Annotated in this window: 21 protein-coding genes; 6 read left to right on the top strand and 15 right to left on the bottom strand. The window is 36.2% G+C overall.

What is annotated here, in order from left to right; all coding sequences use genetic code 11:
• Nucleotides 1-14 precede the first annotated feature (14 nt).
• The 4 genes from ACPF63_RS10195 to ACPF63_RS10180 all read right to left on the bottom strand — a co-directional run bounded on the left by ACPF63_RS10195 (nucleotide 15) and on the right by ACPF63_RS10180 (nucleotide 3,266).
• Nucleotides 15-938: an ABC transporter ATP-binding protein gene (locus tag ACPF63_RS10195; protein WP_180563660.1), complete on the bottom strand. Its 924-nt coding sequence runs from the start codon at nucleotides 936-938 to the stop codon at nucleotides 15-17.
• 98 nt (nucleotides 939-1,036) lie between these two features.
• On the bottom strand, nucleotides 1,037-1,414 hold the full coding sequence (locus ACPF63_RS10190; RefSeq protein ID WP_426482918.1) for a GxxExxY protein: 378 nt from the start codon (nucleotides 1,412-1,414) through the stop codon (nucleotides 1,037-1,039).
• Nucleotides 1,415-1,709: 295 nt separating this feature from the next.
• Entirely contained in the window at nucleotides 1,710-2,681 is a 972-nt protein-coding gene (locus ACPF63_RS10185) for an iron chelate uptake ABC transporter family permease subunit (RefSeq protein WP_426482917.1), read from the bottom strand.
• Between the two features lie 24 nt (nucleotides 2,682-2,705).
• Nucleotides 2,706-3,266 (bottom strand): TlpA family protein disulfide reductase, encoded by a 561-nt coding sequence (locus ACPF63_RS10180; protein ID WP_426482916.1) that lies wholly within the window; start codon nucleotides 3,264-3,266, stop codon nucleotides 2,706-2,708.
• A 33-nt stretch (nucleotides 3,267-3,299) separates the two neighbouring features.
• On the opposite strand from ACPF63_RS10180, the gene ACPF63_RS10175 reads away from it, so the two are divergent.
• Both ACPF63_RS10175 and ACPF63_RS10170 read left to right on the top strand, forming a co-directional pair.
• Nucleotides 3,300-4,424: a 2Fe-2S iron-sulfur cluster-binding protein gene (locus ACPF63_RS10175; RefSeq protein ID WP_426482915.1), complete on the top strand. Its 1,125-nt coding sequence runs from the start codon at nucleotides 3,300-3,302 to the stop codon at nucleotides 4,422-4,424.
• Nucleotides 4,425-4,480: 56 nt separating this feature from the next.
• Entirely contained in the window at nucleotides 4,481-5,038 is a 558-nt protein-coding gene (locus ACPF63_RS10170; protein WP_410493603.1) for a SanA/YdcF family protein, read from the top strand.
• Here the strand turns inward: ACPF63_RS10170 and ACPF63_RS10165 are convergent.
• A complete protein-coding gene (locus ACPF63_RS10165) occupies nucleotides 5,035-7,644 on the bottom strand; it encodes a BamA/TamA family outer membrane protein (protein WP_077417779.1) in 2,610 nt (869 codons plus the stop codon). The two genes, ACPF63_RS10170 and ACPF63_RS10165, sit on opposite strands and share 4 nt — an antisense overlap.
• Here ACPF63_RS10165 and ACPF63_RS10160 point away from each other — a divergent pair.
• Complete coding sequence (locus tag ACPF63_RS10160; RefSeq protein ID WP_426482914.1) at nucleotides 7,630-8,355, top strand: TrmH family RNA methyltransferase; 726 nt, start codon at nucleotides 7,630-7,632, stop codon at nucleotides 8,353-8,355. The genes ACPF63_RS10165 and ACPF63_RS10160 overlap by 15 nt on opposite strands.
• A 67-nt stretch (nucleotides 8,356-8,422) precedes the next feature.
• On the opposite strand, the gene ACPF63_RS10155 is transcribed toward ACPF63_RS10160, so the two are convergent.
• The 5 genes from ACPF63_RS10155 to porQ form a co-directional block, all read right to left on the bottom strand.
• A complete protein-coding gene (locus ACPF63_RS10155; protein ID WP_426482913.1) occupies nucleotides 8,423-8,923 on the bottom strand; it encodes a phosphoribosyl-ATP pyrophosphatase in 501 nt (166 codons plus the stop codon).
• A gap of 3 nt (nucleotides 8,924-8,926) precedes the next feature.
• On the bottom strand, nucleotides 8,927-9,235 hold the full coding sequence (locus ACPF63_RS10150; RefSeq protein ID WP_077417773.1) for a phage holin family protein: 309 nt from the start codon (nucleotides 9,233-9,235) through the stop codon (nucleotides 8,927-8,929).
• An 80-nt stretch (nucleotides 9,236-9,315) separates the two neighbouring features.
• The gene (locus tag ACPF63_RS10145) at nucleotides 9,316-9,666 is read right to left on the bottom strand and encodes a YtxH domain-containing protein (protein WP_047384732.1); all 351 of its coding nucleotides are present in this window, start codon (nucleotides 9,664-9,666) and stop codon (nucleotides 9,316-9,318) included.
• 95 nt (nucleotides 9,667-9,761) lie between these two features.
• Nucleotides 9,762-10,436, bottom strand: coding sequence for a (d)CMP kinase (cmk, locus tag ACPF63_RS10140; RefSeq protein WP_426482912.1), 675 nt, complete (start codon nucleotides 10,434-10,436; stop codon nucleotides 9,762-9,764).
• A gap of 84 nt (nucleotides 10,437-10,520) precedes the next feature.
• Nucleotides 10,521-11,513 carry a type IX secretion system protein PorQ gene (porQ, locus tag ACPF63_RS10135; protein ID WP_077417769.1) on the bottom strand — a complete coding sequence of 331 codons (993 nt, stop codon included), beginning with the start codon at nucleotides 11,511-11,513 and terminating at the stop codon, nucleotides 10,521-10,523.
• Nucleotides 11,514-11,680: 167 nt separating this feature from the next.
• Here porQ and pyrH point away from each other — a divergent pair, with 167 nt between their 5' ends.
• The gene (gene pyrH / locus ACPF63_RS10130; RefSeq protein WP_077417767.1) at nucleotides 11,681-12,388 is read left to right on the top strand and encodes a UMP kinase; all 708 of its coding nucleotides are present in this window, start codon (nucleotides 11,681-11,683) and stop codon (nucleotides 12,386-12,388) included.
• Nucleotides 12,389-12,469: 81 nt separating this feature from the next.
• On the opposite strand, the gene ACPF63_RS10125 is transcribed toward pyrH, so the two are convergent.
• The gene (locus ACPF63_RS10125) at nucleotides 12,470-13,828 is read right to left on the bottom strand and encodes a lipase family protein (RefSeq protein WP_426482911.1); all 1,359 of its coding nucleotides are present in this window, start codon (nucleotides 13,826-13,828) and stop codon (nucleotides 12,470-12,472) included.
• A gap of 423 nt (nucleotides 13,829-14,251) precedes the next feature.
• Here ACPF63_RS10125 and frr point away from each other — a divergent pair, with 423 nt between their 5' ends.
• On the top strand, nucleotides 14,252-14,806 hold the full coding sequence (gene frr, locus ACPF63_RS10120; RefSeq protein ID WP_426482910.1) for a ribosome recycling factor: 555 nt from the start codon (nucleotides 14,252-14,254) through the stop codon (nucleotides 14,804-14,806).
• A gap of 232 nt (nucleotides 14,807-15,038) precedes the next feature.
• Nucleotides 15,039-16,100: a 3-oxoacyl-ACP synthase III family protein gene (locus ACPF63_RS10115; RefSeq protein ID WP_426482909.1), complete on the top strand. Its 1,062-nt coding sequence runs from the start codon at nucleotides 15,039-15,041 to the stop codon at nucleotides 16,098-16,100.
• Nucleotides 16,101-16,188: 88 nt separating this feature from the next.
• Here the strand turns inward: ACPF63_RS10115 and ACPF63_RS10110 are convergent, their stop codons facing one another.
• From ACPF63_RS10110 to ACPF63_RS10095, 4 genes are all read right to left on the bottom strand, one after another.
• Nucleotides 16,189-16,830, bottom strand: a complete 642-nt coding sequence (locus ACPF63_RS10110; RefSeq protein ID WP_426482908.1) for a hypothetical protein — start codon at nucleotides 16,828-16,830, stop codon at nucleotides 16,189-16,191.
• A 121-nt stretch (nucleotides 16,831-16,951) separates the two neighbouring features.
• Nucleotides 16,952-18,409, bottom strand: a complete 1,458-nt coding sequence (locus tag ACPF63_RS10105; protein ID WP_426482907.1) for an LptF/LptG family permease — start codon at nucleotides 18,407-18,409, stop codon at nucleotides 16,952-16,954.
• A 110-nt stretch (nucleotides 18,410-18,519) separates the two neighbouring features.
• On the bottom strand, nucleotides 18,520-19,167 hold the full coding sequence (locus tag ACPF63_RS10100) for a LolA family protein (RefSeq protein ID WP_426482906.1): 648 nt from the start codon (nucleotides 19,165-19,167) through the stop codon (nucleotides 18,520-18,522).
• A gap of 63 nt (nucleotides 19,168-19,230) precedes the next feature.
• Nucleotides 19,231-21,792, bottom strand: coding sequence for a DNA translocase FtsK 4TM domain-containing protein (locus ACPF63_RS10095; protein ID WP_426482905.1), 2,562 nt, complete (start codon nucleotides 21,790-21,792; stop codon nucleotides 19,231-19,233).
• Between the last annotated feature and the right edge of the window lie 10 nt (nucleotides 21,793-21,802).

The raw sequence follows: 21,802 nt of genomic DNA, 5'->3' as shown, positions 1-21,802 counted from the left end.
AAGAAAATCTAGTATTAATGAATGTTTGTAATCAAATCAATGATTTCTTCAAAAGATTCACATTGGTAAGTAGAGGAATCTTTAGTAATTACCCAAAAAGCATTCTGAAAGTCAAAATTAAAGGCAGATAGGTCTTTTGGAAAGTTTTTTTGAAGCAGAGAATACAGCATTTCCTTGTGAAACTGGGGTGCCGAGATGAAAGGCGGAATAAAAGTCTCATTAATTTGAAATAATGATGCATTGGTGAGCTCCTCATGCTGAAGAAGAATGTCCTCAACAATTCCAGAATACAGATGATTGTCCTTTACATACCATATTTTATCTGCAAACTCTTTGGCTAACCTCCAATCATGAGAAGAAAACAGGATCAATTTATTCTGTTCTTTAGCCAGTTTTCTCAAAGTTTTAAGAATAATGATTTTGTTTTTTTCGTCCAGATGAGTAGTTGGTTCATCCAGAATGATGATCGGGGAATTTTGGGTTATCGCCCGTCCGATAAAAGCTTTCTGAAGGTTTCCGTCAGACAGATTTTTCAGAAGGGTATATCGGTATTGATTTAAATCCAGTTCTTCAATGATGTGGGCCACTTCTTCACGGTCTTCTTTTTTTAACTCAAAATAAAAAGGGTAGTAGATGTATTTCCCCAAAGAAATAAGATCCTCAACCGTATAATGCTGCGGAATAACAGACTTTGAAAAAACAATAGCAATATTTTCTGCAATTTCTTTTACAGAAAGACTTTTTACATTTTTCCCGTTCATAGAAATTTCCCCATTCAGTAAAGGCAGCTGATGAAGAATAGATTTGATCAGCGTTGTTTTCCCAACCCCATTATTACCAATCAGCAGGCATACATCACCAAGCTTCAAGTCCGCATTGGCATTGGAAATCAAAGTTGTATTGTAGCCGATATTTGCCTGTTTGATCTGTAGGTGCATACTTGATTTGATTATACGCAGAAGCGCAGAATGTTTTACAAAAATAAGGTTTTAAGGCGCAAGGAATCTGACTTTGTCAAAATTTTTATATTTTTTCTTTACAGGTTATTTACAATTCTTGTTACACCATTTTTGAAAACATCAGATTGAAAATTGAGTAATAACCCCAATTTGCAATTTGCCATTTTTAAATAAGTTAAAAGCTGTGTTTTATGAGTAGGTGATATATATTCAACTGTTTTTACTTCCAGAATTACTTTGCTTTCAACCATCAGATCAAGTTTAAAGGCATTGTCTATTTTCAAATCTTCATAAATGATGGGAAGAAACTTTTGTTTTTCTACTAAAAATCCAGCTTTTGTTAATTCATAGTACATACATTCTTTATATACATGTTCAAATAAACCTGCTCCAAGTTTTCTATGAATTTTTAATCCTGTTTCAAAAACAATTTTTGATAGTTCATTTTCTGTCATTTGTGGTGTCTTATTGAACTTAAAAATATGAATTGTTAGGTAAAAGTACGGGAATGTAGGTGCAATAATTTATTTAGGTATGCTATTGGGTAAATGCAAAGGCGCAAAAAAAGCTATTAAAAGCGTTATATTTTATTAAGGCGCAAAGATTTTATCTACGATAAATTGAATACTGAATATTTAAAGCCATAGAATCATATACTCGACGCTTGCTGAAAATCCTTGATTTTCTTGCACCTTAAAATAAGCGTTAGTATAAAAAATCCTTGCGTCTTTGCGTTTATCCAACAAAAAACTACACCTTATTCTGTTTCAAAAGCATCATCAGAATCACGGGAATTCCAAATACAGAGCTTATTACATTCAGAGGAATCTGAGTTTTTTCTGCAATAACCGAGAAAAGCAGCATGATCAGCATTCCCAGAAACATATTAAGAATCCATTGCTGCCATAATTTGGATGGATTATAGACAAGTCTGCAGAAGTGAGGGACAATAATTCCTACAAAGAGAATAGGTCCTAGAAATGCAGTAACAGAAGCTGAAAGGAGAGAAGAGGCAACTATTATTAAAAGTTTCAGCTGTTTCAGATTTACTCCTAAACTTTGTGCATAGGAATTCCCAAGAGAGTTTCCAATAAGTGGTTTTATAGCTCTAAAACAGATCAATACTCCAATTAAAACCAAAACAAGCAACACATAAATCTGGTTTCTGGTCACCATATTATTGGCTCCGAAAGACCATAATATATAATTTTTCAAGCTTTGATTCTCCGCATAAAACTGAAGTAATGATACAATTGCCCCGGCAAAAGCAGATACAAGAAACCCAAAAATAATGAGATAAGATTTGTCCTGAAATCTGTTAGACATCGACAACAATATCAGCATTAAGAGCAAGCTTCCTCCAATAGCTGATAAACTGAGAAAACTGTTCTGTAAAAACTCAGGAAGTACAATATTGTGGGAAAAGAAAATATAAAAGGCGACAGACAGGCTGGCAACCGAAGTGATTCCCAATATATCAGGTCCTGCCAGCGGGTTTTGAAAATATTCCTGCATCAGAAAACCTGAAGTAGGAATTGAAATTCCGGCCAGCATCATTACCAAAACACGGTTGATACGGATTTCGGCAATTTGGTTATGACTAGAATCCAGAAAGAAATCCTGGAAGCTTAAACTTAAAAACCCTGTGTTCAGATTGATGACAGCACTCATAATAATGGCAATCACAAATAGCAAACACAGGATTTTAAATCTTTTTGACATGATTTAGAAAGAGTTCAGTCTATTTTATTTTAAGAAAGAATCGATTTTTGAATTTAATACATCTTCCGTCATCATTCCCAGATATTCATCGGTTTTATCTCCTTTTCTCATGAAAGTAAAGGGAATAGAACCTCCGTCCCATTGTTTGAAATTGGAAGTGAAGAAATTCTGATCTAGTTTTTGTCCATCAAGTAAGATAACATTTTTTCCCAGCTTATTTTCTGTTGCAAAATTCTTTACAGCACCAGCCCAATCAGCTTTATCGTCAAGGTTTATGAAAGTGAATTTTACCGGTTTACCCTTCAGTTCCTCCATTTTACTTTTAAAACTTGGAATTTCTCTCATGCATGGGCCGCACCAGGTTGCAAAAAAGTTGGTGACATATAAAGTATCATTGTTTTTTGCTAAATACTGACTTACATTTTCAGGAGAAAGTTCTTTGGGAATATATGTACTTTCTTCAGCACCTGTTGGTTGGGGCACAGAAAGAGAATCTGCAGCTGCAGTATTTTCAGTTTTCTGGCCTTCTTTTTTACAGCTGTACAATGCAGTAAGGAGTAGCGTGGATAAAATTATCTTCTTCATAAATTATTTTTTATCTATTTTTGAATTGAAGTTATGGAACAACAAATCTATAAAGGAAAACTGATACAGTTTCATCCGTTAAAAATAGCGAAAAAGGAAGAGCTGACCAAAAATACTTTTTCTCTGGAGTTTGATATTCCTGAGAATTTAAAAGAAAATTTCAGGTTTGAAGCCGGGCAGTTCGTCAGTATAAAATTTCAGGCATATGGTAAAGAGGTTATTAATGATTACTCAATGACTTCGGCACCTTATGAGGGAAAAATATGTTTAGGAATAAAGATGAATTCCCCTAAAGGTGCTGCTTCCCAGTTATTTCAAAACTATGATGCGGATGATATTCTATGGGTGAGTGAACCTGCAGGAAGATTTACATTGGTTTCCAAGCCAAGTGAGTTCAGAACCATTGTAGCCTTTGCTGCCGGTATTGGAATTACCCCGATTTTGAGCCACTTTAAGAATATTCTTCATACAGAACCCAGAACCCGGTTATTTTTATTTTTTGGAAATAAAAGTTCAGAAGACCTGGTATACCGTGATCAATTGGATAATCTTGCCAGAACATGTGGTGACAGACTTCAGATATTTTATTTCTTCTCACAGGAGAAAACAGGAGATCAGTTTTTTTATGGCAGATTGGATGCCAAGAAATTAAATCTTATCATCAATCAGATTCTCCATTTGGATGATACCGATGAAGAATCTACGATCTGGGATGCGGTGGACGAAGTGCTGATCTGCGGAAAAGGAGAAATGATCAAGACACTGGCCAATGCCTGTTATCACCACGGAATTCCGAAAAAGAACATCCATTTTGAACTTTTTGAGGAATTTAATGATGATATTTATCCTGTAGAAAAAGAATTTCCTCTGATTGAAGATATAGAGGTTGAATTTACCATGCTTGGAAAAAAATATACAACTCATCTTCCTGATAACAAGGACAAAATCCTGCAGCAGCTTCTGATTCAGAAGTTTCCGGTTCCTTATTCATGCAAGTCCGGAATCTGCGGAAGCTGTGAATGTTCTTTAGAAGAAGGAGAAGTGGAACTGCTGGAGAATGAGTATCTTACTGAAAGAGAAGAAGAGCAGGGGCATATATTGGCTTGCATGTCTATTGTGAAAAGTAAAAAAATAAAGCTTAACTTTGATCTTAGTTGAGAGTCATTAGGAACATATTTAACCTGGGTTTTATATCATTGGAATTGGGAATTCTGATGATATGTTTCTGTAATGTATGGGTTTTCGGGCTTACCAACGGGAGAACCTATACCAAAATCTCAAAAATCCCACCAAGAGAGGTCGCATTGGTCCTGGGGACATCTCCGAAAATGAGATCCGGAAAATCTAATCCCTATTTTACGAAAAGAATGGATGCTGTAGCTCTTCTTTACCACCATGGGAAAATCAAGAAAATTATAGTGAGCGGGGAGAAGAGTACAGGGTACAATGAACCGAGAGCAATGAAAAATTATCTGGTTTATCTGGAAGGTGTTCCGGAAGATATTATTATGGAAGACCCGAAAGGTTTCAATACCTATAAAAGTATTCTCCGTTGTAAGGATGTTTATAAAAAGAAAAATGTCATCATTGTATCTCAGGGATATCACAACCTGAGGGCTTTGTTTTTTGCAAGAAACAATGATATGAATGCTTTGGGATTTGATGCTCAGGATGTCACAAAATCTGAAAGCTTCTACAGAAACCAGACGAGGGAAATCCTCGCCCGTGTGATTGCTGTAGTCTATTTTATTTTAGGCGTTTCTCCGGATTAGAAAGGATATCCGAACGCGATATTAACAGTGGGTTTAAAAGGCTGGAAATATTTGAATCTCCATCGGTCTCCATCAGGTTTATTCGGGTCATAGATCTTGTAAGCAAGGTCAATTCTGGCCGTTACATACGCGATATTCAATCTTAATCCAAATCCACTTCCGATACCTACCTGCTTCAGGAACTTATTAAATTTAAATTCATCTCCATATCCGTCATTATAATTACGAAGACTCCATGTATTTCCTATATCTGTAAATAAAGCACCCTCATAGGTTTTATTGAACGGAATTCGGTATTCAATATTGGTGGTAAGCTTTAAATTGTCTGTCATATAAGTACGTACTCTTTCATCCACTTGAGAATCTGCAGGACCTAATCCTCCGAATGCTACCCATGCTCTGATATCGTTGGAACCTCCATTGAAATATGATTTGATGATTGGCATATCCTGAGAATTTCCATACGGTATTCCAACCCCGATAAACTGGCGAAGTACCAATGTCTGGTTTCCATTGAATTTGAAATATTTTCTGGCATCAATATCAAATTTTATAAACTGTGCATATGGCAGTCCGAAAATGGTTTTTTGAGGACCGGTAACAACACCTCCGTCGTTATCTTTTTTATTGAATAAGCTTAAAATGTTTCCTGCAAGCTCAACTTTCCCATTAAAATAAAATGCGTTTGGATATTCCTTTTTCCCAATTTCACTGTATACAAAGTTATAGATCATGGAAGAAATAAGAACATCCTGCGTTTGTCTGTCTTTGTTGACCAATGTTCCGGTAAATGCCGTTAAAAGATCTGTTCCCTGCTGATTCAGACTTCCACGGTAAGCATCGTTCTCGATAATTTCTTTAGAAACTTCATCTACGCTTAGTTTTCCATCTTTATAATCCTGACCAGTTTGTGCAGTTTGCGGGTTAAACATAAAATAATTCCCGAAAACTTCATCTTTTACTCTTCTGTCATTGACAAAGTAGTCGTAATAAGCATCTTTATTTTTGGTTAAACTGACCTGAGTATTGAATAAAGTAAGCTTATGGTATACCTGATCATTAACACTTGCCTGATAATTCAGTCCTGTATTAAAAATAATTCTTCCCAAACCGATGTTGTTCTGTATGGACGCCCCCAACAGAATAGATGAAGTAGGCGTATATCGTTTAGGGATAAATTTATAATAATTAAATGGAAGCAAAAGCCTTGGGAAATTCAAAGATGCCTGAGCTGATATTTCATAGGCGGCAACTCTTTTATCAATATCCTTTGTACTTCTGATAGATCCAAATGTTCCTGAAAGACTCGTGGAAAGGTTTTCTGCCCCCCTGAAAACATTTCGGGTAGTAAGGTCTACGGAAGGAGAGATACCGAGATTTAAGAGCTGAGAGTAATTGATATCTGTTCCCAGTTTAAATTCATACTTTGGAAGAGGTTTCAGTACATATAAAACATCAACAATACTGTCGTTAGGTGATGCCATTCCTCCTTGTCTCAGGGAATCTCTTGCCTTAACGATGCTGAAATTGTTCATCGCCAAAAGGTTTCTCTTCGTTACGTCAAGTTTAGTCTGGTCGAAAACTTTTTTACTGTCCGGAATAATAGCTCTCCATATGGATGAAAGTTTATATTTATCATTCATCGTATGAAATCTTATTCTCCTTAAGCTGTCTTTTTTGGTGTTTTTAGGGTAATCACCCGGTTCATCAACAATCGCAACATCTATATTTCCGAAAGTTGAGATTTTATACGGAGTATCCAGAGAATCTTTGTGAATTTCCAGTGTCAAAGGAACCTGTTTTCTGCTTTTGAGAGAGTCAGCTACAAAATAAACCTCATCATTGGAGGCATTGAATCTATAGAACCCAAACTCTCTCATCAGATCAGTAATTCGGGTGACTTCTCTTTCAAGAACAGTCTGATCAAGAATCTGTCCGGATCTTATAAGACTTCTGTTCAAATTATAGTTGTAGTAACCTTTGATCCCCTGATCCGGAATATTGTAAAAATAATCCTTGATCCGGGTAGGGTCGTTATGCTTAATGGAATAATTAACAGCGGCTTTTTTAGCAGCGGAATCCAGGGTATGTTTAAACGTTACATCCGCATCCCAGTATCCTCTGTAAGTAAGTCTTTTTTTAATAGATTCAGCACTTTTTTCACTTCTGGTCTGATCAAGAATCACTGGCGGTGTTCCCCAATTATGCAATAAACGATCGAACAGCAGGCTTTTTCCAACACTGCTTTTCATATTATATTTAAGGAATAAAGAGTCTCTCAGTTTCTGATTTCTCATTTCTCCGGGATAGGTCATATATTCATTAAGTATCGTATCGTATTTCGTGTCAGCCATATTGTACAGAAGAAGACTTAATGGCATGAAAAGAAATTGCTTTTTATTAGGCTTTTGCTGAATATAATCTTTGAGTTCCTCATCGAAAAATTCTTTCTTATCCTCGAACCCTAATGTGTTCTTGGTAAGCAGATATTCGCCTTCAGGAACTTTTTTTGTTGTACTACAAGCATAAAGGAGACCAACAAATGTTGCAAATGAGATAATTTTATAATATTTTTGAGGAGAATTCTTATAATGCTTACAGCTCATACAATAAAAATTTTACAGTCTTTAGATAAAAAGAAGTTCAGACAAAAATACAATTTGTTTTTGGTTGAAGGTAATAAAATCATTTGTGAACTTTTTAATTCTAACTTTAAAGTTAAAGAAATATTATCAACCGATCCACAAAAATTGGACCGTACTGATATTCCTGTTACTCATATCTCTGAAAATGAATTAAAAAAAATTAGTTTTCTTAAAACACCAAAAGATTCCGTAGCGGTATGTTATCTTGCTGAGGAAGAAAAATGGGCGGATAAGAATATACAGCTGGTTTTGGATGGAATACAGGATCCAGGAAATTTAGGAACCATTATACGGCTGGCAGACTGGTTCGGAATAGAACAGGTTATCTGCAGTGAAGATACCGTAGATGTCTACAATCCGAAAGTGATTCAGGCTACTATGGGTTCTTTTACCAGAGTTAATGTTGTGTATACTGATCTTGTGGAATATCTTTCTGCAACAGAAAATGTAAATATCGGAACGGATATGGAAGGGGAGAACATTTATACATTTGAAAAACCTGAAAAGATCAATCTGATCTTAGGAAATGAAGGGAATGGAATGAGACCGGAAACTGAAAAACTTTTACAAAAAAGTATCAGCATCCCGAGATTTGGAAAATCCCAGTCTACAGAAAGCCTGAATGTATCCATGGCTGCCGGGATTATTTTAGGACAGTTATTTTCAAAATAAAACTTAGAAATTAGGGCTTAGGGAGTGAAAATATAACATTATTTTCTAAATCCTAAGCCCTAATTCCTTATATCAATTGTTCCATACTGGAAACACTTTTATTTTTCTGATATACTTCCATCTTTTTTCTGACATACTTCAACGCTATAGGAGCGAGGTAGATTAATGCTGCACCAATCAGTTTTTTCTTCCAGTTGGAGCTTTTCATATTCTTTTTGGCGTAGTTTCCTACGATAGCGGTAACCCCTAGTTTAACAAGACTGTCTGTAATATTCCCTCCTTTGAAAGCAGAGCTTGCAATTCCTACAGCTGTATTTTTGTTAATCAACAGATCTTTTACTTCTGAGGTAAGCTGTTTGGCAATGATGTCCTTTCTCAGAACCACTTTTTCATCACCGTCTTCATCTATCTTTTCCTGAAGATATTGGTCGCTTAATCCATTGGTAAATGCACTTAGGCTTTCCTTTGTGTTTTTGAAGGTAAGAAGATTCTCCAGATCATTTATTTCACCTTGAAGCAGTTTTTTCTTTCTTCTTAATTCTTCTATGCTCTCGTATTTTCTGCCCATAGTTTAATGATTTAAAAATTTAATAACCTGATCTGCAACAGCATTTACGATCTTCGTTTTGAAGGCAACAACAAATGCCATTACCAGTGCATAGAATGCAGCAACAATTAAGAATCCGTAAGAGTAATTATCCAGTGCTTTTCCAATAAGGAAAGCGATTCCAAAATTGAAAAGGATAATAAAAAAAGCAAAAGCAACAAGCAGTACTACAAAGTAAGTAATGAGCCCGGCAGAAAGGGACGACTTTTCAGTCGCTTCAATTTTCAGAAGATCTATTCTCTTGGAGGCGTATTCTTTAATAGTTTCTATCATTGTTTTTTTTTAAAGTTACAAAAAAAGGAACTTTTGCACAAAAGTTCCTTTCTGTAATTTACTTAAAAAAGATAAATTACTTATTTTTTCAGATCATTCAGTTCTGCTTCTACATCTTTTGCCAAATCTGCAGTTTTAGAAACAATCTGATCTTTATATTTGTCATATCCGTCTTTCACAGTATGTGCTACGCTGTTTGCAGTTTCTTTGAAAGTAGAAGAAATATTGCCATATTGGTCTTTTACTTTTTCAGAAACCTCTCCGTATTTATTTTTAGCCTGATCTTTAAGATCATTTGCCTTATCCTTTATTTTTTTTCTGGTTTCTTTACCTTCTTCCGGTGCATAAAGCATTCCTAAGATTACACCTGCCGCAGCACCTGCAAGAAGTCCTGCCAATATACCTGCTGTATTATTTCCTTTTCTAGACATTTTAAGTTTTTTAATAATTAATAATAGATTAGTTTTTACAGTAATAAAACTTACAATTTGTATACCAAAGGGGGCTTGTGGCCTATTAAAAATTGTTAAATCTTTTCGATGTGAGATAAAATAAGTTCAATAGTTTCTTCTTTGGTCAATTCTGAGTTATCAATAACGATAGCGTCTTCAGCCTGCTTCAAAGGGGCTATTTCGCGCTCGCTGTCAATCTTATCACGCTCTATAAGGTTCTGCTTTACCTGCTCTTTATCTGCTTCAATTCCCATGCCTTGCAGTTCCAGGAACCTTCTGCTGGTTCTTTCATCAATACTGGCAGTAAGAAAGAATTTATAGTCCGCATTTGGCAGAACTACTGTCCCAATGTCACGTCCGTCCATAATGACACCTCCTTTTTCTGCCAAAGTGCGCTGTGACTGAAGCAAAAAGTCTCTTACTTCTTTTTGTTTGGCAACAAGGCTTACATTGTCGGATACTATATTGGTACGGATTTCTTTGGAGATATCCGTGTTATTAAGGAAAAGGATAAGTGTTCCGTCGTTGTTTTTAAACTCAAGGCGGATCTGGTCTAAGGAAGAGAATAATGTATTCAGATCAATTCCTCCATTTTCGTCCAGACAATGCTGCAATGCATACCAGGTAACTCCTCGGTAAAGAGCTCCTGTGTCCATATGAATAAGTCCCAGTTTATCTGCAATGATTTTAGAGATAGAACTTTTTCCGGTAGACGAGTACCCATCGATAGCAATTACAGGTTTTTTCATACTGCAAATTTCAAGATTTTTTCTTAAAAATCAAGAGGAAGTAAGAAAATTTCAGAATAATTAAGAAAATTTCAGCCGAAAAGATTACTCTCCTCTGTGGCTGGAAAGGTCCATGGAAATTCCTATCTGATTGACATTGGAAGAGTTGTGATATCTTACATGAGCATAATCTATGCGGAATCTGGAAACTTTTACTCCAAATCCTGCAGAAAGTCCTGAGAAGTTTCTTTGATCTGCAACCGCCAGCTCATTTCCTCTTTTTACATTATATCCCAATCGGATGTTGAAGTTCTTTTCCGGAAACAATTCAGCTCCCAATGAAAAGTGATCTGCTATTTTTCTGCCGGCATTCACTTTCTGTCCGTCCAGGTTATATTCTGAAGAAATATCAAACTTCTGAAGATCGTGCGCCGTAATGGTAATTGCAAGAGGGAAGTTCTTGATTATTTTGGTATACCCAAGATCAATTCTGAAAGGAAGATTCTCTCTTGTTCCATTGAATGACTTCAGCTGAAAACCAAAATTTCTCATCACAAGAGAAACTACTTCTTTGTTCTTTTTATTATGATAGGTAACTCCCGCTGTTCCTGAAATTGCGGAAGAAGTATAGTTGTCAATTTTTGAGGTAACGAAATTAAGCCCTCCACCAATCGTCCAGTCTTCTTCAAACTGGTAGGCATAACCTGCGCCAATGGCTACATCCGAAGCCTTGAATTCTCCGTTTTCGAAACCGCTTTCGTCCGTTCTCGGTGTACTTCCATAGCTCATATACCTGGCGTTGATGGTAGCCATATGGCCATTCTCAAAGTCTTTGGCATAAGCAATAGTTCCGTATTTTGAATCGGCAAGATAAGCTGTTGCGTTTACAGAAAGCTGTTTGTCAGAATCTCTATTTAACAGGGCAGGGTTTGCAATAGCAAAGGAAACATCATAATCTCTTATCGAAATTGCATCACCACCCAAAGCAGCCTGTCTTGCAGATACAGGTACATTTAAGAACGGATAAACATTTGTTCCTGTTTGCGCATAAGAAACAATTCCTGATAGAAATAATGAAAAAATGATAATTTTCTTCAACTCAATTTATAATTAATGCAAAAATAATCCTTTTTCGTACTTTTCAAAATATTTCTTACATTATTTCTATTTAAATATTTTTCTTTCATCAATATCTTTAATGATTATATTTGCAAAATCAAATTCAGGGGAAACCCATACTAATAAAAAGTTACTAAAAATAAAAGATGAAATATAAAAGAATCCTTCTGAAACTAAGCGGTGAGGCCTTAATGGGAAACAGACAATATGGTATTGACACCGAAAGACTGCAGGAATATGCCGTTGAGATTAAGAGAGTAGTCGAAAAAGGCTGTGAAGTTGCGATCGTCATTGGAGGAGGAAATATTTTCCGTGGTGTTGCAGGAGCTGCAAAAGGTATGGACAGGGTACAGGGAGACTATATGGGAATGCTGGCAACTGTAATTAACGGAATGGCGTTGCAGGGAGCATTGGAAGATGCAGGAATAAAGACAAGACTTCAGTCTGCTATCGAAATGGATAAAGTAGCTGAACCTTTCATCAAAAGAAGAGCTGTAAGACACCTTGAAAAAGGAAGAGTCGTAATCTTCGGAGCAGGTACAGGAAACCCTTATTTTACTACAGATACAGCGGCTACTCTAAGAGCAATCGAAATTGGAGCTGATGTGATCTTAAAAGGAACAAGAGTAGACGGAATCTATGACAGCGATCCTGAAAAAAATGCTGATGCTGTAAAATACAATTCATTATCTTTCGATGAAGTATTTGAAAAAAACCTTAAGGTAATGGATATGACTGCCTTTACCTTGAGCCACGAAAACAAATTGCCAATTATTGTATTCGATATGAATAAAGATGGTAACCTGTCAAAAATTGTAGACGGAGAGAATGTAGGTACTTTGGTTAATTTATAATCAATCCTAGAACTAAAAAATATAAGAACACCTGTCATAATTATTATGGCAGGTGTTTTTGTTTTATATTGGTTTTAATATTTATTGATTTGCCTCAACATTTTGCGTGGCATTTTCCTTTTCAACCAACGTGTAATGGGAGAAAACCCATTCAATGATCTGATTTATTATTTTCATGATCATCTCAAGTTCGGTGACAGCAGTTACTCCCGGTACCAGTTTCACAACATCAGGTTTGGGTAATGGCTGTTGTAAAATAAGACCATTTACCTGAGGATCAGATCCGGTTGCAGGAATACCATTATACATGCCTACATGCTGTACTGATAGCTGAAGCATATAGTCTTGCAAAGTTTCAGGAGGTGTTGTGATGCTAATCGAGGAACTGCTTGAGTGTTGCAGTTGACCTGGAAGCGATTGGTTTTGTATTCTTGTATAGCTGGCTCCTGATTTTGAAGAATCATCGATAGCCATCTTTTGTAAAGCGTTTAATATGGAGGCCGTCAAATTTGTAGGAGCCTGGCCATATATAGTTGCGATTTTTCCCAATTCTGGTATCGGCCACGCATGAGGTACTACATCCAGATCATTCCAGTGCATGGTATTCCAGCTTTGGTAAGTTCCTGATTGTTGCTGCCATCCTGGTGGCAACGGTGGAAATTTACTGTTGAACAGGCTGGCAAATGCTGCCTCACCAGGAGTTGGTCCGGCGGTAGGATATACAAGCGTTACACCGAAAGCATTCAGATCTTTATTTTCTTTCAGATAAAGGGCAAGAGTAGGTGATAATGCTCCTGCAAGACTGTGTCCGCAAAATACAATGGCTGTGCCGGGATCCGGATTTAAGCCTGCAAGAAACTGCTGCAGTGTCGTATTAGGGGAAGCTGCAGAATGAGGGCTTTCAAGTCCGAGAAGGATACTTACACCGGTAGCTGTACCTTTTGAAATATAAGGGTCTGTACCATTATAAGCTGTTGTAACGAAATTGGAAGGATCATAAGTCGTCCAGTTGACCACTTCTGAAACTGAGAAATCTTCTGTTTCCCAATCGTAAAGTGATGAGGGGTTAGTGGCTGCGATAGCCACAACGTAAGTAGGTAATGTAGGGCCTCCCGGAAATGCAACAGCATCACATTTAGCCACATACAATGCATTGTCTGCAACTCCTGTAGAAATACCCTTTTCATTTTTTTCTTCGATCAGGGCAGGGCCCCAGACAAGATCCCAGCTTCCTAATACCGGAAGAACTGAAGAATCAGCTGTTGAAGGTGTTTCCTGGCCCATTATTTTAACAGGAGGAACATTGTTAAAATAAAAAGATAAGTCATACTGAAGCTGCTGCTGTAATTGAATACCAAAACCGGTATAGCCTCCGGCACGGTTGGCAAGACCTGCCATACCGAAAACTTGTTGATAGGCATCTAATGATGGATTTGTCATAATGTGTTTGGTTTAAAATTTGTGTATAAAGTGATTATGTATTATTTTACATAAAATTCTCCTTTGTGTGATATTATAATCTCTGTTGAGAACTTCATTAAATGATAAAGTAAAATAAGCCATTAAAAATGGTATACCGGTAAGTAGAAATAACCAAAATAGTCTATAGGTATTTGTACCTGAAATTCCTCAATTAAGATCATTAAAAACCATCTTCTTTTTTTCAAAGCAAGGACAAGTACGCAAAATACATCTGTGAAATACCTATTATTCAAAAACAATTATTATTTTTGCAGCACTGAATAGTAAAAAATAGTTTTAAACAGTGAAAGAACACTGATGTTTACAGGTTTTTTTTAATTTTAACTCATTGATATTCAGATTAATTAATAGATGTGTAATTTATCAAACTTTAATATAATAATGGAAGAATTAGATCTTATATTAGAATCTGTAAAACAAGACATGGATGCAGCTGTAAAGCACCTGGATCACGCATTTCAAAGAATTAGAGCAGGACGTGCTTCTACATCAATGGTTCAGGATGTAATGGTAGAATACTATGGAGCAATGACTCCTATCAACCAGGTGGCGAATGTTTCTGTTCCGGATGCAATGACAATCTCTATTCAACCTTGGGACAGAACGGCAATCAACGCGATTGAAAAAGCGATCATCAATTCAAACTTAGGCTTTGCACCTTCTAACAATGGGGAAAACATCATCCTTAATGTTCCGCCTTTGACAGAAGAAAGAAGAAGAGAGCTTGCAAAACAGGCTAAAGTAGAAGCTGAGAATACTAAAGTAACTGTAAGAAACGCAAGACAGGATGGTTTGAAAGAGCTTAAAAAGTTAGATGGAGTTTCTGAAGATGTTGTAAAAGGAGTGGAAGAAGAAATTCAGAATTATACAGATAAATATGTAAAGCTTTGCGATGAGCATCTTAAGACAAAAGAAGCTGAAATTATGAAAGTATAATTTAGGGTTTTTGAAAAATAATAAAGAGGTTTTCGATGGAAAGCCTCTTTTTTTTCTTTTAAATAAGCTTGTTCTGTTGCTTTTAAACTATGTATTTGGTTTTTTTGTTTAGAACTTTATCGTAAAGAGGTCTCATTCCATAATATATTGATGAGTATTTGCGTTAATTCATTATATTTATAGAATTATTCCTGCAGACTTAACTTAAAACAGGAAATTAAACATTTTAAAAGTGATGACGAAGATTATTGGTGTAGGCAACTACATACCATCTGAAATGATAACCAATCTATTTTTTGATAAGCATATTTTTCTTAATGAAAAGGGGATATTATTAAAAGAAAATAATACATCTATTACAGATAAATTAAAAAAAATTACGGGCATTGAAGAAAGAAGATATGCTCATAGTACAGAGGTTACTTCAGATCTTGGATTTATTGCAGCTAAGGCTGCCATTGAAAATGCAGGAATAGATCCTGAAACATTAGACTATATTATTTTTGCCCATAATTTTGGAGATGTTCGTTTTGGAACAATTCAATCCGATGCGGTTCCCAGTCTTGCGGCAAGGGTAAAGCATTTGTTAGGAATCAGAAATAACTTCTGTGTGGCGTACGATGTCCTTTTTGGATGTCCCGGCTGGATTGAAGGAGTGATACAGGCTAATGCATTTATTAAAGCCGGTATTGCCAAACGATGCTTGGTGATTGGCGGGGAAACTCTTTCCCGTGTAGTGGATATTCATGACAGGGACAGTATGATCTATGCTGATGGAGCAGGAGCGGCTGTGCTGGAAGTGAACAACGATGATGACTCCGGAATAAAGGCCCATTTGTCAGCTTCCTATACCTTTGAGGAGAAAGATTATCTGTATTTTGGGAAATCGTACAACAATGATAAATGTCCGGATACAAAATACATCAAAATGGATGGGCGAAAAATTTATGAGTTTGCCTTAATAAATGTTCCTGATGCTATGAAAAAATGTCTGGACAGTAGTGGATATTCCATCAGTCAATTGAATAAAATTATTATTCATCAGGCTAATGAAAAGATGGATGAGGCTATTGTTAACAGGTTTTACCAATTGTATAATACACCGGTTCCTGAAAATATAATGCCGATGGTTATTCATAAACTGGGAAACAGTAGTGTGGCTACCATTCCGTCTTTGCTGACTATGATTTTAAACGACGAGCTGGAACATCATAAAATCCAGAAGGATGATGTGATATTATTTGCTTCTGTAGGGGCAGGAATGAACATTAATGCCTTTGTTTACAAGTTTTAAACTGAGCATGAAAAAAGCTGAAATTATAAAGCATAATTTTTAGTTTTAAAATATAAAAAGAGGTTTCCAATGGAGACCTCTTTTATTTTTACAGACATTTGATTTGTCCTTTCTGATCTTTATGCTGTAACAGAGATTGATAGTTGGTAAGCAATTTATCGGCATTACACTGCACTTCTTTACTTGGAATATTATCTGCTGTTTTTTCTTTTTGATCAGATTTTATACTGTATTTCTTTTCAAGGCATTTCAGGGGTTTGCCATGCTGAAGATAAATACGGGTTTCTGTAATATCATCTTTAGTAACAGGTTTTTCCGGAGTACCGCCGTCAAAATTCCATACAGTTTCCTGTCTGAATATAAAGAAAGGCTTTCCATCTTTTATAAAATATTTTTCAGATCCGGAGAAATGGCTGTGTTCTGCATAAAAATGCTCTATCACTTTGATCTCATTTTTATCTGAATGAAAAGTAACTTCACCTGAAGGTTCATCATTACAATCATAAATAAACTTTGATTGACTTAGCTTTTTAGCCTCCAGTTGGATCTGAAGAGCAGCATATTCTTTTTTAATCTGATCAATGGGATCTTCTGAAGTACTGGTCTTCACTGAATCCTTTTTCACAACTAAACTATCTTTTGAAATAGATTCTTTATGGGGAGTTTGGTCTTTTTCATTTTTACAGGAAAAAATAAGAAGCAGACTCGCTGTCAGAAGTAAGGCTCTCATAATAATGATTTGGTATTTGATAAAAATACAAAAATTTTAAGGTAAGATTTCTTTTATATTATCATGTAATAAAAAAGCTCCGGAATTCCTCCGAAGCTTTCATTTTATTTCTGTATCAGAATTATTGATATCTCTGATGTTCTTTACTTTTTGTAAACCTTTTGGTGATAGGCTTGAATAATGCTTTGTATTTTTCCGCATCAAATAATTGCGAGTCTGTAAGGGCTTTATACGTCATCCACACTCCAAAAGGAAGGAGGATCAGGTTTGGAAGCCAGGCCGCAAGATAAGGATTCATTTTCCCGCTCCAGGACATGTTTTCTACCCCTACATTCATTACATAAAAGATAATGAAAATCACAATGGCGATGATTACAGGAAGTCCCATTCCTCCCTTTCTGATAATAGATCCTAAACTGGAACCAATCAGGAAGAAGATAATGCAGGTCACTGAATACGCTACAATCCTTTGCTGATAAATGACAACCTTGCTGAAATATTTTACATTGGAACTGTATTCATTCTTTTTAGACTCCAGTGTAGACTTCAGATTATCCAGCCTGTTGTAAGAGTTGTAAATGATTTCCAGCTTTTTGTCTCCTTTTACGGTATCCAGTTTGATCTGTGTTTTTGGAGCTACTTTATGCTTGTTGCCCTTATCCATATAAGTTACAACGGAATTAGTCTGGTTAAGAACCTCGGAACCGATATTGTCAAAGAACTGCTTATTGTCTTTTTTGTTTTTGTTAATCGTTCCGTCAAGCTGATTATAGGTCTGAAAACGGTAGTCATCCGTGATCTGTTCTTTTTCGATTGCTTTATTAATGATTTCACTGATGTCAAAGTGAGAAACCAATGTATCAAATTTAATAGCCTGATCGGGTTGTTTCTGTCTTACATTATCGCCTTTTCCGGCAAAGGCATCTTCAAAGACATATCCATTATAGAGTACAAGTTTCAGGAAATTTTTATTAGCTGCCGGAACAAACTTTCCTTTTTCTGCTACAACAGATTGTTGATTTTCATAAGCATTGGCTTTTTTATGTACAAAAACCCCTTCAATATTTTCTCCGTTTTCCCCATATATTTTATCAAACTTTACCATATACCCGGGAATCTGATCAATAAACTGTCCTGGAGTAAAGTTGATTGCCGGTTTTGTCTGGGCAATATTGAAAAGCATGTTCTTGGCTTTTTTCTGAAAATCAGGGATAATATTATTGGAGAAGAAAAACAACATAATCGCAAGGGCTGTTGAAATTCCAAGCAGAGGAGTCATTACCCTGGTCAAAGGAATTCCTGCCGCTTTCATTGCAGCAAGTTCATAGCGTTCTCCAAATTCCCCGAATGACATAATACTCGCGAGGAGGATTGTCAGTGGGAGAACCATACTGATGACGTTTACCCCCAGATAAAAAAGAAGTTTGAGGATTTGCCAGTAGCTTAATCCTTTTCCCATAAACTGTCCTAACTGAACCCAGATAATGTTTACAATAAAAATGAAAAACAATACGCTGAATATAAAGAAAAACGGTCCAAAGAAGGTTTTTATGATATATCGGTCTAGTATTTTTACCATGCGCCAAAATTAATCAAAAAGCCACAAAGTTTACTTGTGGCTTTTTATATTTTGTTAATTTTTTAACTTAAAAAGCAAATTTGCGTATTTGCCAATTCACTTTCAGCTTTTTAAAGTTCTGTAATTACGTAATTTTTAAACTTATTTTTGTCAAAAACAAACATATTAGGATCCAGCTGCTGATTTTCTTTGTATTCTTTTATCGCAATTACTGCCACATCTTTGTTATTTCCGTGTTGTTCCAGTTTTACCATTTGCTTTTTCACAGAATCTACAAAAAGGTATACGTACTGTATTCCATTTGCTTTTACCGGAGTAAGTTTAATAAAATCAGCATTCACACCATTGACCATCTTTTTACCATTATAAGTTACATTATAATCGTTTCTGTAAGTCGTAAGGTAGTTGATAGGGGAGAACATGGTACCGCTTCCGTTGGGCTTAGCGACTGTTACTTCCATATCATCTGCATTGATATTGTAAATTTTGCTTCCGTCGAAGATCTGTTCTGTATCCATAATCTTCAGTTTGTATTTTTCTCCCGCAACGTAATAAATACCCGGTTCTGTTTTCGCAACCTGCCCGTTAAGGCCGCTTCCAAAAGAAAATTTGAAGTAAGAATTCTTTTTAGAATTGTAGTTGGCTGTAATATCATCCAATATCTTCTTAGCCTTAGCATCAATCTTCTGAGCATTGGTCATACCTACTGCACTTACAACAAAACTTCCTAATATAACTTTTGAAATAATATTTTTCATTTTTTTATTTAATAATCTTTAGACATTTTAATTTTTGAAAGGTTAAATCATTCAATTTTTCCCTTAACTACGCAGATCTTCCAAAAACTGTTCCAAAGAATGAAGATCGCTGATCAGCACCTCTCTTGCTTTAGCTCCGTTAAAGCCTCCAACAATACCGCTGGCTTCAAGCTGATCCATAATTCTTCCTGCTCTGTTATAGCCCAGTTTCAATTGTCTCTGAAGCATTGAGGTAGATCCCTGCTGAGTGGAAACAATAATTCTGGCTGCATCTTCAAAAAGAGCATCTTTTTCGTTCGGGTCAAAAGCACCTACTGTACTTGTAGAGTCTTCAGAAACATATTCAGGAAGTAAGAATGCAGAAGCATATCCTTTCTGTTCTCCGATAAATTCAGCAAGTCTTTCCACTTCTGGTGTATCTACGAAAGCACACTGAAGTCTCAGGATCTCATTTCCGTTGAAATAAAGCATATCTCCTTTACCAATCAGCTGGTCTGCTCCCGGAGAATCAAGAATGGTTCTGGAGTCTACACTGGAGATTACTCTGAAGGCTGCTCTCGCAGGGAAGTTGGCCTTGATCATCCCTGTAATTACATTTACAGACGGTCTTTGTGTTGCTACGATAAGGTGGATTCCTACGGCTCTGGCAAGCTGTGCCAGTCTGGCAATCGGTAATTCAACCTCTTTTCCTGCGGTCATGATCAAATCTGCAAACTCGTCTACGACCAATACGATGTAAGGTAAGAAGCGGTGACCGTTTTCAGGGTTTAACTTTCTTTCTGCAAATTTCTTATTGTATTCTTTTAAGTTTTTACAAAAAGCATTTTTAAGAAGGTCATATCGGGTATCCATTTCAATACACAGAGAGTTCAGGGTATTGATTACTTTATTGGTATCTGTAATGATTGCTTCTTCTGCATCCGGAAGTTTAGCCAAATAATGTCTTTCGATTTTTGAGTATAATGAAAGCTCCACTTTTTTAGGATCCACCATGACGAACTTCAGCTCGCTTGGATGTTTTTTGTAAAGAAGGGAAGTAAGAATGGCATTAATCCCTACAGATTTACCCTGACCTGTTGCTCCGGCCATCAATAAGTGAGGCATCTTTGAAAGATCGGCCATGAAAATTTCATTAGATATCGTTTTTCCGAAAACCACGGGAAGATCCATATCTGTATTCTGGAATTTCTGAGAAGCAATTACAGAGCGCATAGAAACCATTGTAGGATTTTTCCTTGGTACTTCAATACCAATTGTTCCTTTTCCAGGCATTGGAGCAATAATCCTGATTCCTAAAGCGGAAAGGTTCAATGCAATATCATCCTGCAGTTTTTTAATCGCGGCTACTCTGATTCCTGCTTCCGGTACAATTTCATACAATGTAACCGTTGGACCAATGGTTGCCTTAATCTCTGCAATTCCTACGTTGAAGTTTTTCAGAAGTCCAACGATCTTATTTTTATTTTCTTCTAATTCTTCTTTGTTGATGGAAATTTCTTCACTGCCATAATCTTTCAGTAACTCTACAGGCGGCATCTGGAATTTAGCCAGATCAAGCTTGTGATCATATAAACCATGTTTTTCTACAAGTTCCTGTGATTGCTTCTCAGAATCGTCCAGAATGTCAATTACAGGAGCTATTTCTACATTGAATTTAATATTTTCCTGTGCCGGTGCAGTGTTTACAGCGGAAGATGGAGCAGAGGGTCTGATATCAAATGCTTCTTCCGGAGTAGAAACCGGAACAATGGGTTTTGCAGAAAGATTTAAACTTACCGGCTCCGCTTCAAAAGAAGTGTGGTTAGGAGTCATAATAGTTTCTATATCGGTTGAAACCGGAACTTCTGGAAATCCTTTTGGAATGCTTACAGGTTCTGGTTCTCTCACAGTATTGATTGAATTATTGGAAGTGCTATTGGTAACATCACTTACCGTAACCCGGGATGCAGCTGTTTCTTCAATTTCTTCAGCTTCTTCTTTCAACTCCTCATCTGCCTCGAAATCATCATCAGAATCAGGAATCATAGATTTTACTTTTCCAATAGTATTTTCATTGATCTTATCCAGCTTTGCTTTGATAGAACTTGGGCGAAGATTAAATTCAAGAATAAAATATAAAAGAATGCTTGACACTAATACAGTCCATAGGCCTACCGTTCCAATAATAGAATTAAGGTAATCCATAACCTGATATCCATACACTCCTCCTAAAACACCTTGCCCTTTCGTAAGTGCTCCCATAAAAATCGGAAGCCAGCAGATAAAGAATAAAGAGTGCCCGAAGGTTTTCCATGGTTTGAAGATTTTCTTCTTAAGAATCAGTGTACCGACTACAAGAAATAAAAATGCAATGATGAATGAAGCAATACCAATACTTTCGAAAATGAAAATATTCCCCAGCCAATCACCAGCCTTGCCAAAGATATTGGAAGATTTTATACTCTTGTCCAGCATTGTTCCTGCCTGGCTTTGGTCTGCTTTCCAGTTCATTAAATAAGAAATGAATGAGAATGCAAGAACAACCGATAAAAGTATAAAAGTAAGCCCGGAAAAAATACGCGGCTTAGATAAAATTTTGCCTGCTTCAGGCGATTCAGTCTGTTTTTTTTGTGTCTTTTTATCCATAATATCAATG

Source organism: Chryseobacterium sp. R2ACT005 (assembly GCF_049949215.1).
In the GTDB taxonomy this organism is placed as follows: domain Bacteria; phylum Bacteroidota; class Bacteroidia; order Flavobacteriales; family Weeksellaceae; genus Chryseobacterium.
Note: the sequence above shows the minus strand (reverse complement) of the source record. Positions and strands in the feature narration are given on the sequence as shown.

Coding starts and splice junctions, on each gene's coding strand:
- ACPF63_RS10195 (WP_180563660.1), bottom strand. CDS start 938: ATGCACCTACAGATCAAACAGGCAAATATCGGCTACAATACAACTTTG.
- ACPF63_RS10190 (WP_426482918.1), bottom strand. CDS start 1,414: ATGACAGAAAATGAACTATCAAAAATTGTTTTTGAAACAGGATTAAAA.
- ACPF63_RS10185 (WP_426482917.1), bottom strand. CDS start 2,681: ATGTCAAAAAGATTTAAAATCCTGTGTTTGCTATTTGTGATTGCCATT.
- ACPF63_RS10180 (WP_426482916.1), bottom strand. CDS start 3,266: ATGAAGAAGATAATTTTATCCACGCTACTCCTTACTGCATTGTACAGC.
- ACPF63_RS10175 (WP_426482915.1), top strand. CDS start 3,300: ATGGAACAACAAATCTATAAAGGAAAACTGATACAGTTTCATCCGTTA.
- ACPF63_RS10170 (WP_410493603.1), top strand. CDS start 4,481: ATGATATGTTTCTGTAATGTATGGGTTTTCGGGCTTACCAACGGGAGA.
- ACPF63_RS10160 (WP_426482914.1), top strand. CDS start 7,630: ATGCTTACAGCTCATACAATAAAAATTTTACAGTCTTTAGATAAAAAG.
- ACPF63_RS10165 (WP_077417779.1), bottom strand. CDS start 7,644: ATGAGCTGTAAGCATTATAAGAATTCTCCTCAAAAATATTATAAAATT.
- ACPF63_RS10155 (WP_426482913.1), bottom strand. CDS start 8,923: ATGGGCAGAAAATACGAGAGCATAGAAGAATTAAGAAGAAAGAAAAAA.
- ACPF63_RS10150 (WP_077417773.1), bottom strand. CDS start 9,235: ATGATAGAAACTATTAAAGAATACGCCTCCAAGAGAATAGATCTTCTG.
- ACPF63_RS10145 (WP_047384732.1), bottom strand. CDS start 9,666: ATGTCTAGAAAAGGAAATAATACAGCAGGTATATTGGCAGGACTTCTT.
- cmk (WP_426482912.1), bottom strand. CDS start 10,436: ATGAAAAAACCTGTAATTGCTATCGATGGGTACTCGTCTACCGGAAAA.
- pyrH (WP_077417767.1), top strand. CDS start 11,681: ATGAAATATAAAAGAATCCTTCTGAAACTAAGCGGTGAGGCCTTAATG.
- ACPF63_RS10125 (WP_426482911.1), bottom strand. CDS start 13,828: ATGACAAATCCATCATTAGATGCCTATCAACAAGTTTTCGGTATGGCA.
- frr (WP_426482910.1), top strand. CDS start 14,252: ATGGAAGAATTAGATCTTATATTAGAATCTGTAAAACAAGACATGGAT.
- ACPF63_RS10110 (WP_426482908.1), bottom strand. CDS start 16,830: ATGAGAGCCTTACTTCTGACAGCGAGTCTGCTTCTTATTTTTTCCTGT.
- ACPF63_RS10105 (WP_426482907.1), bottom strand. CDS start 18,409: ATGGTAAAAATACTAGACCGATATATCATAAAAACCTTCTTTGGACCG.
- ACPF63_RS10100 (WP_426482906.1), bottom strand. CDS start 19,167: ATGAAAAATATTATTTCAAAAGTTATATTAGGAAGTTTTGTTGTAAGT.
- ACPF63_RS10095 (WP_426482905.1), bottom strand. CDS start 21,792: ATGGATAAAAAGACACAAAAAAAACAGACTGAATCGCCTGAAGCAGGC.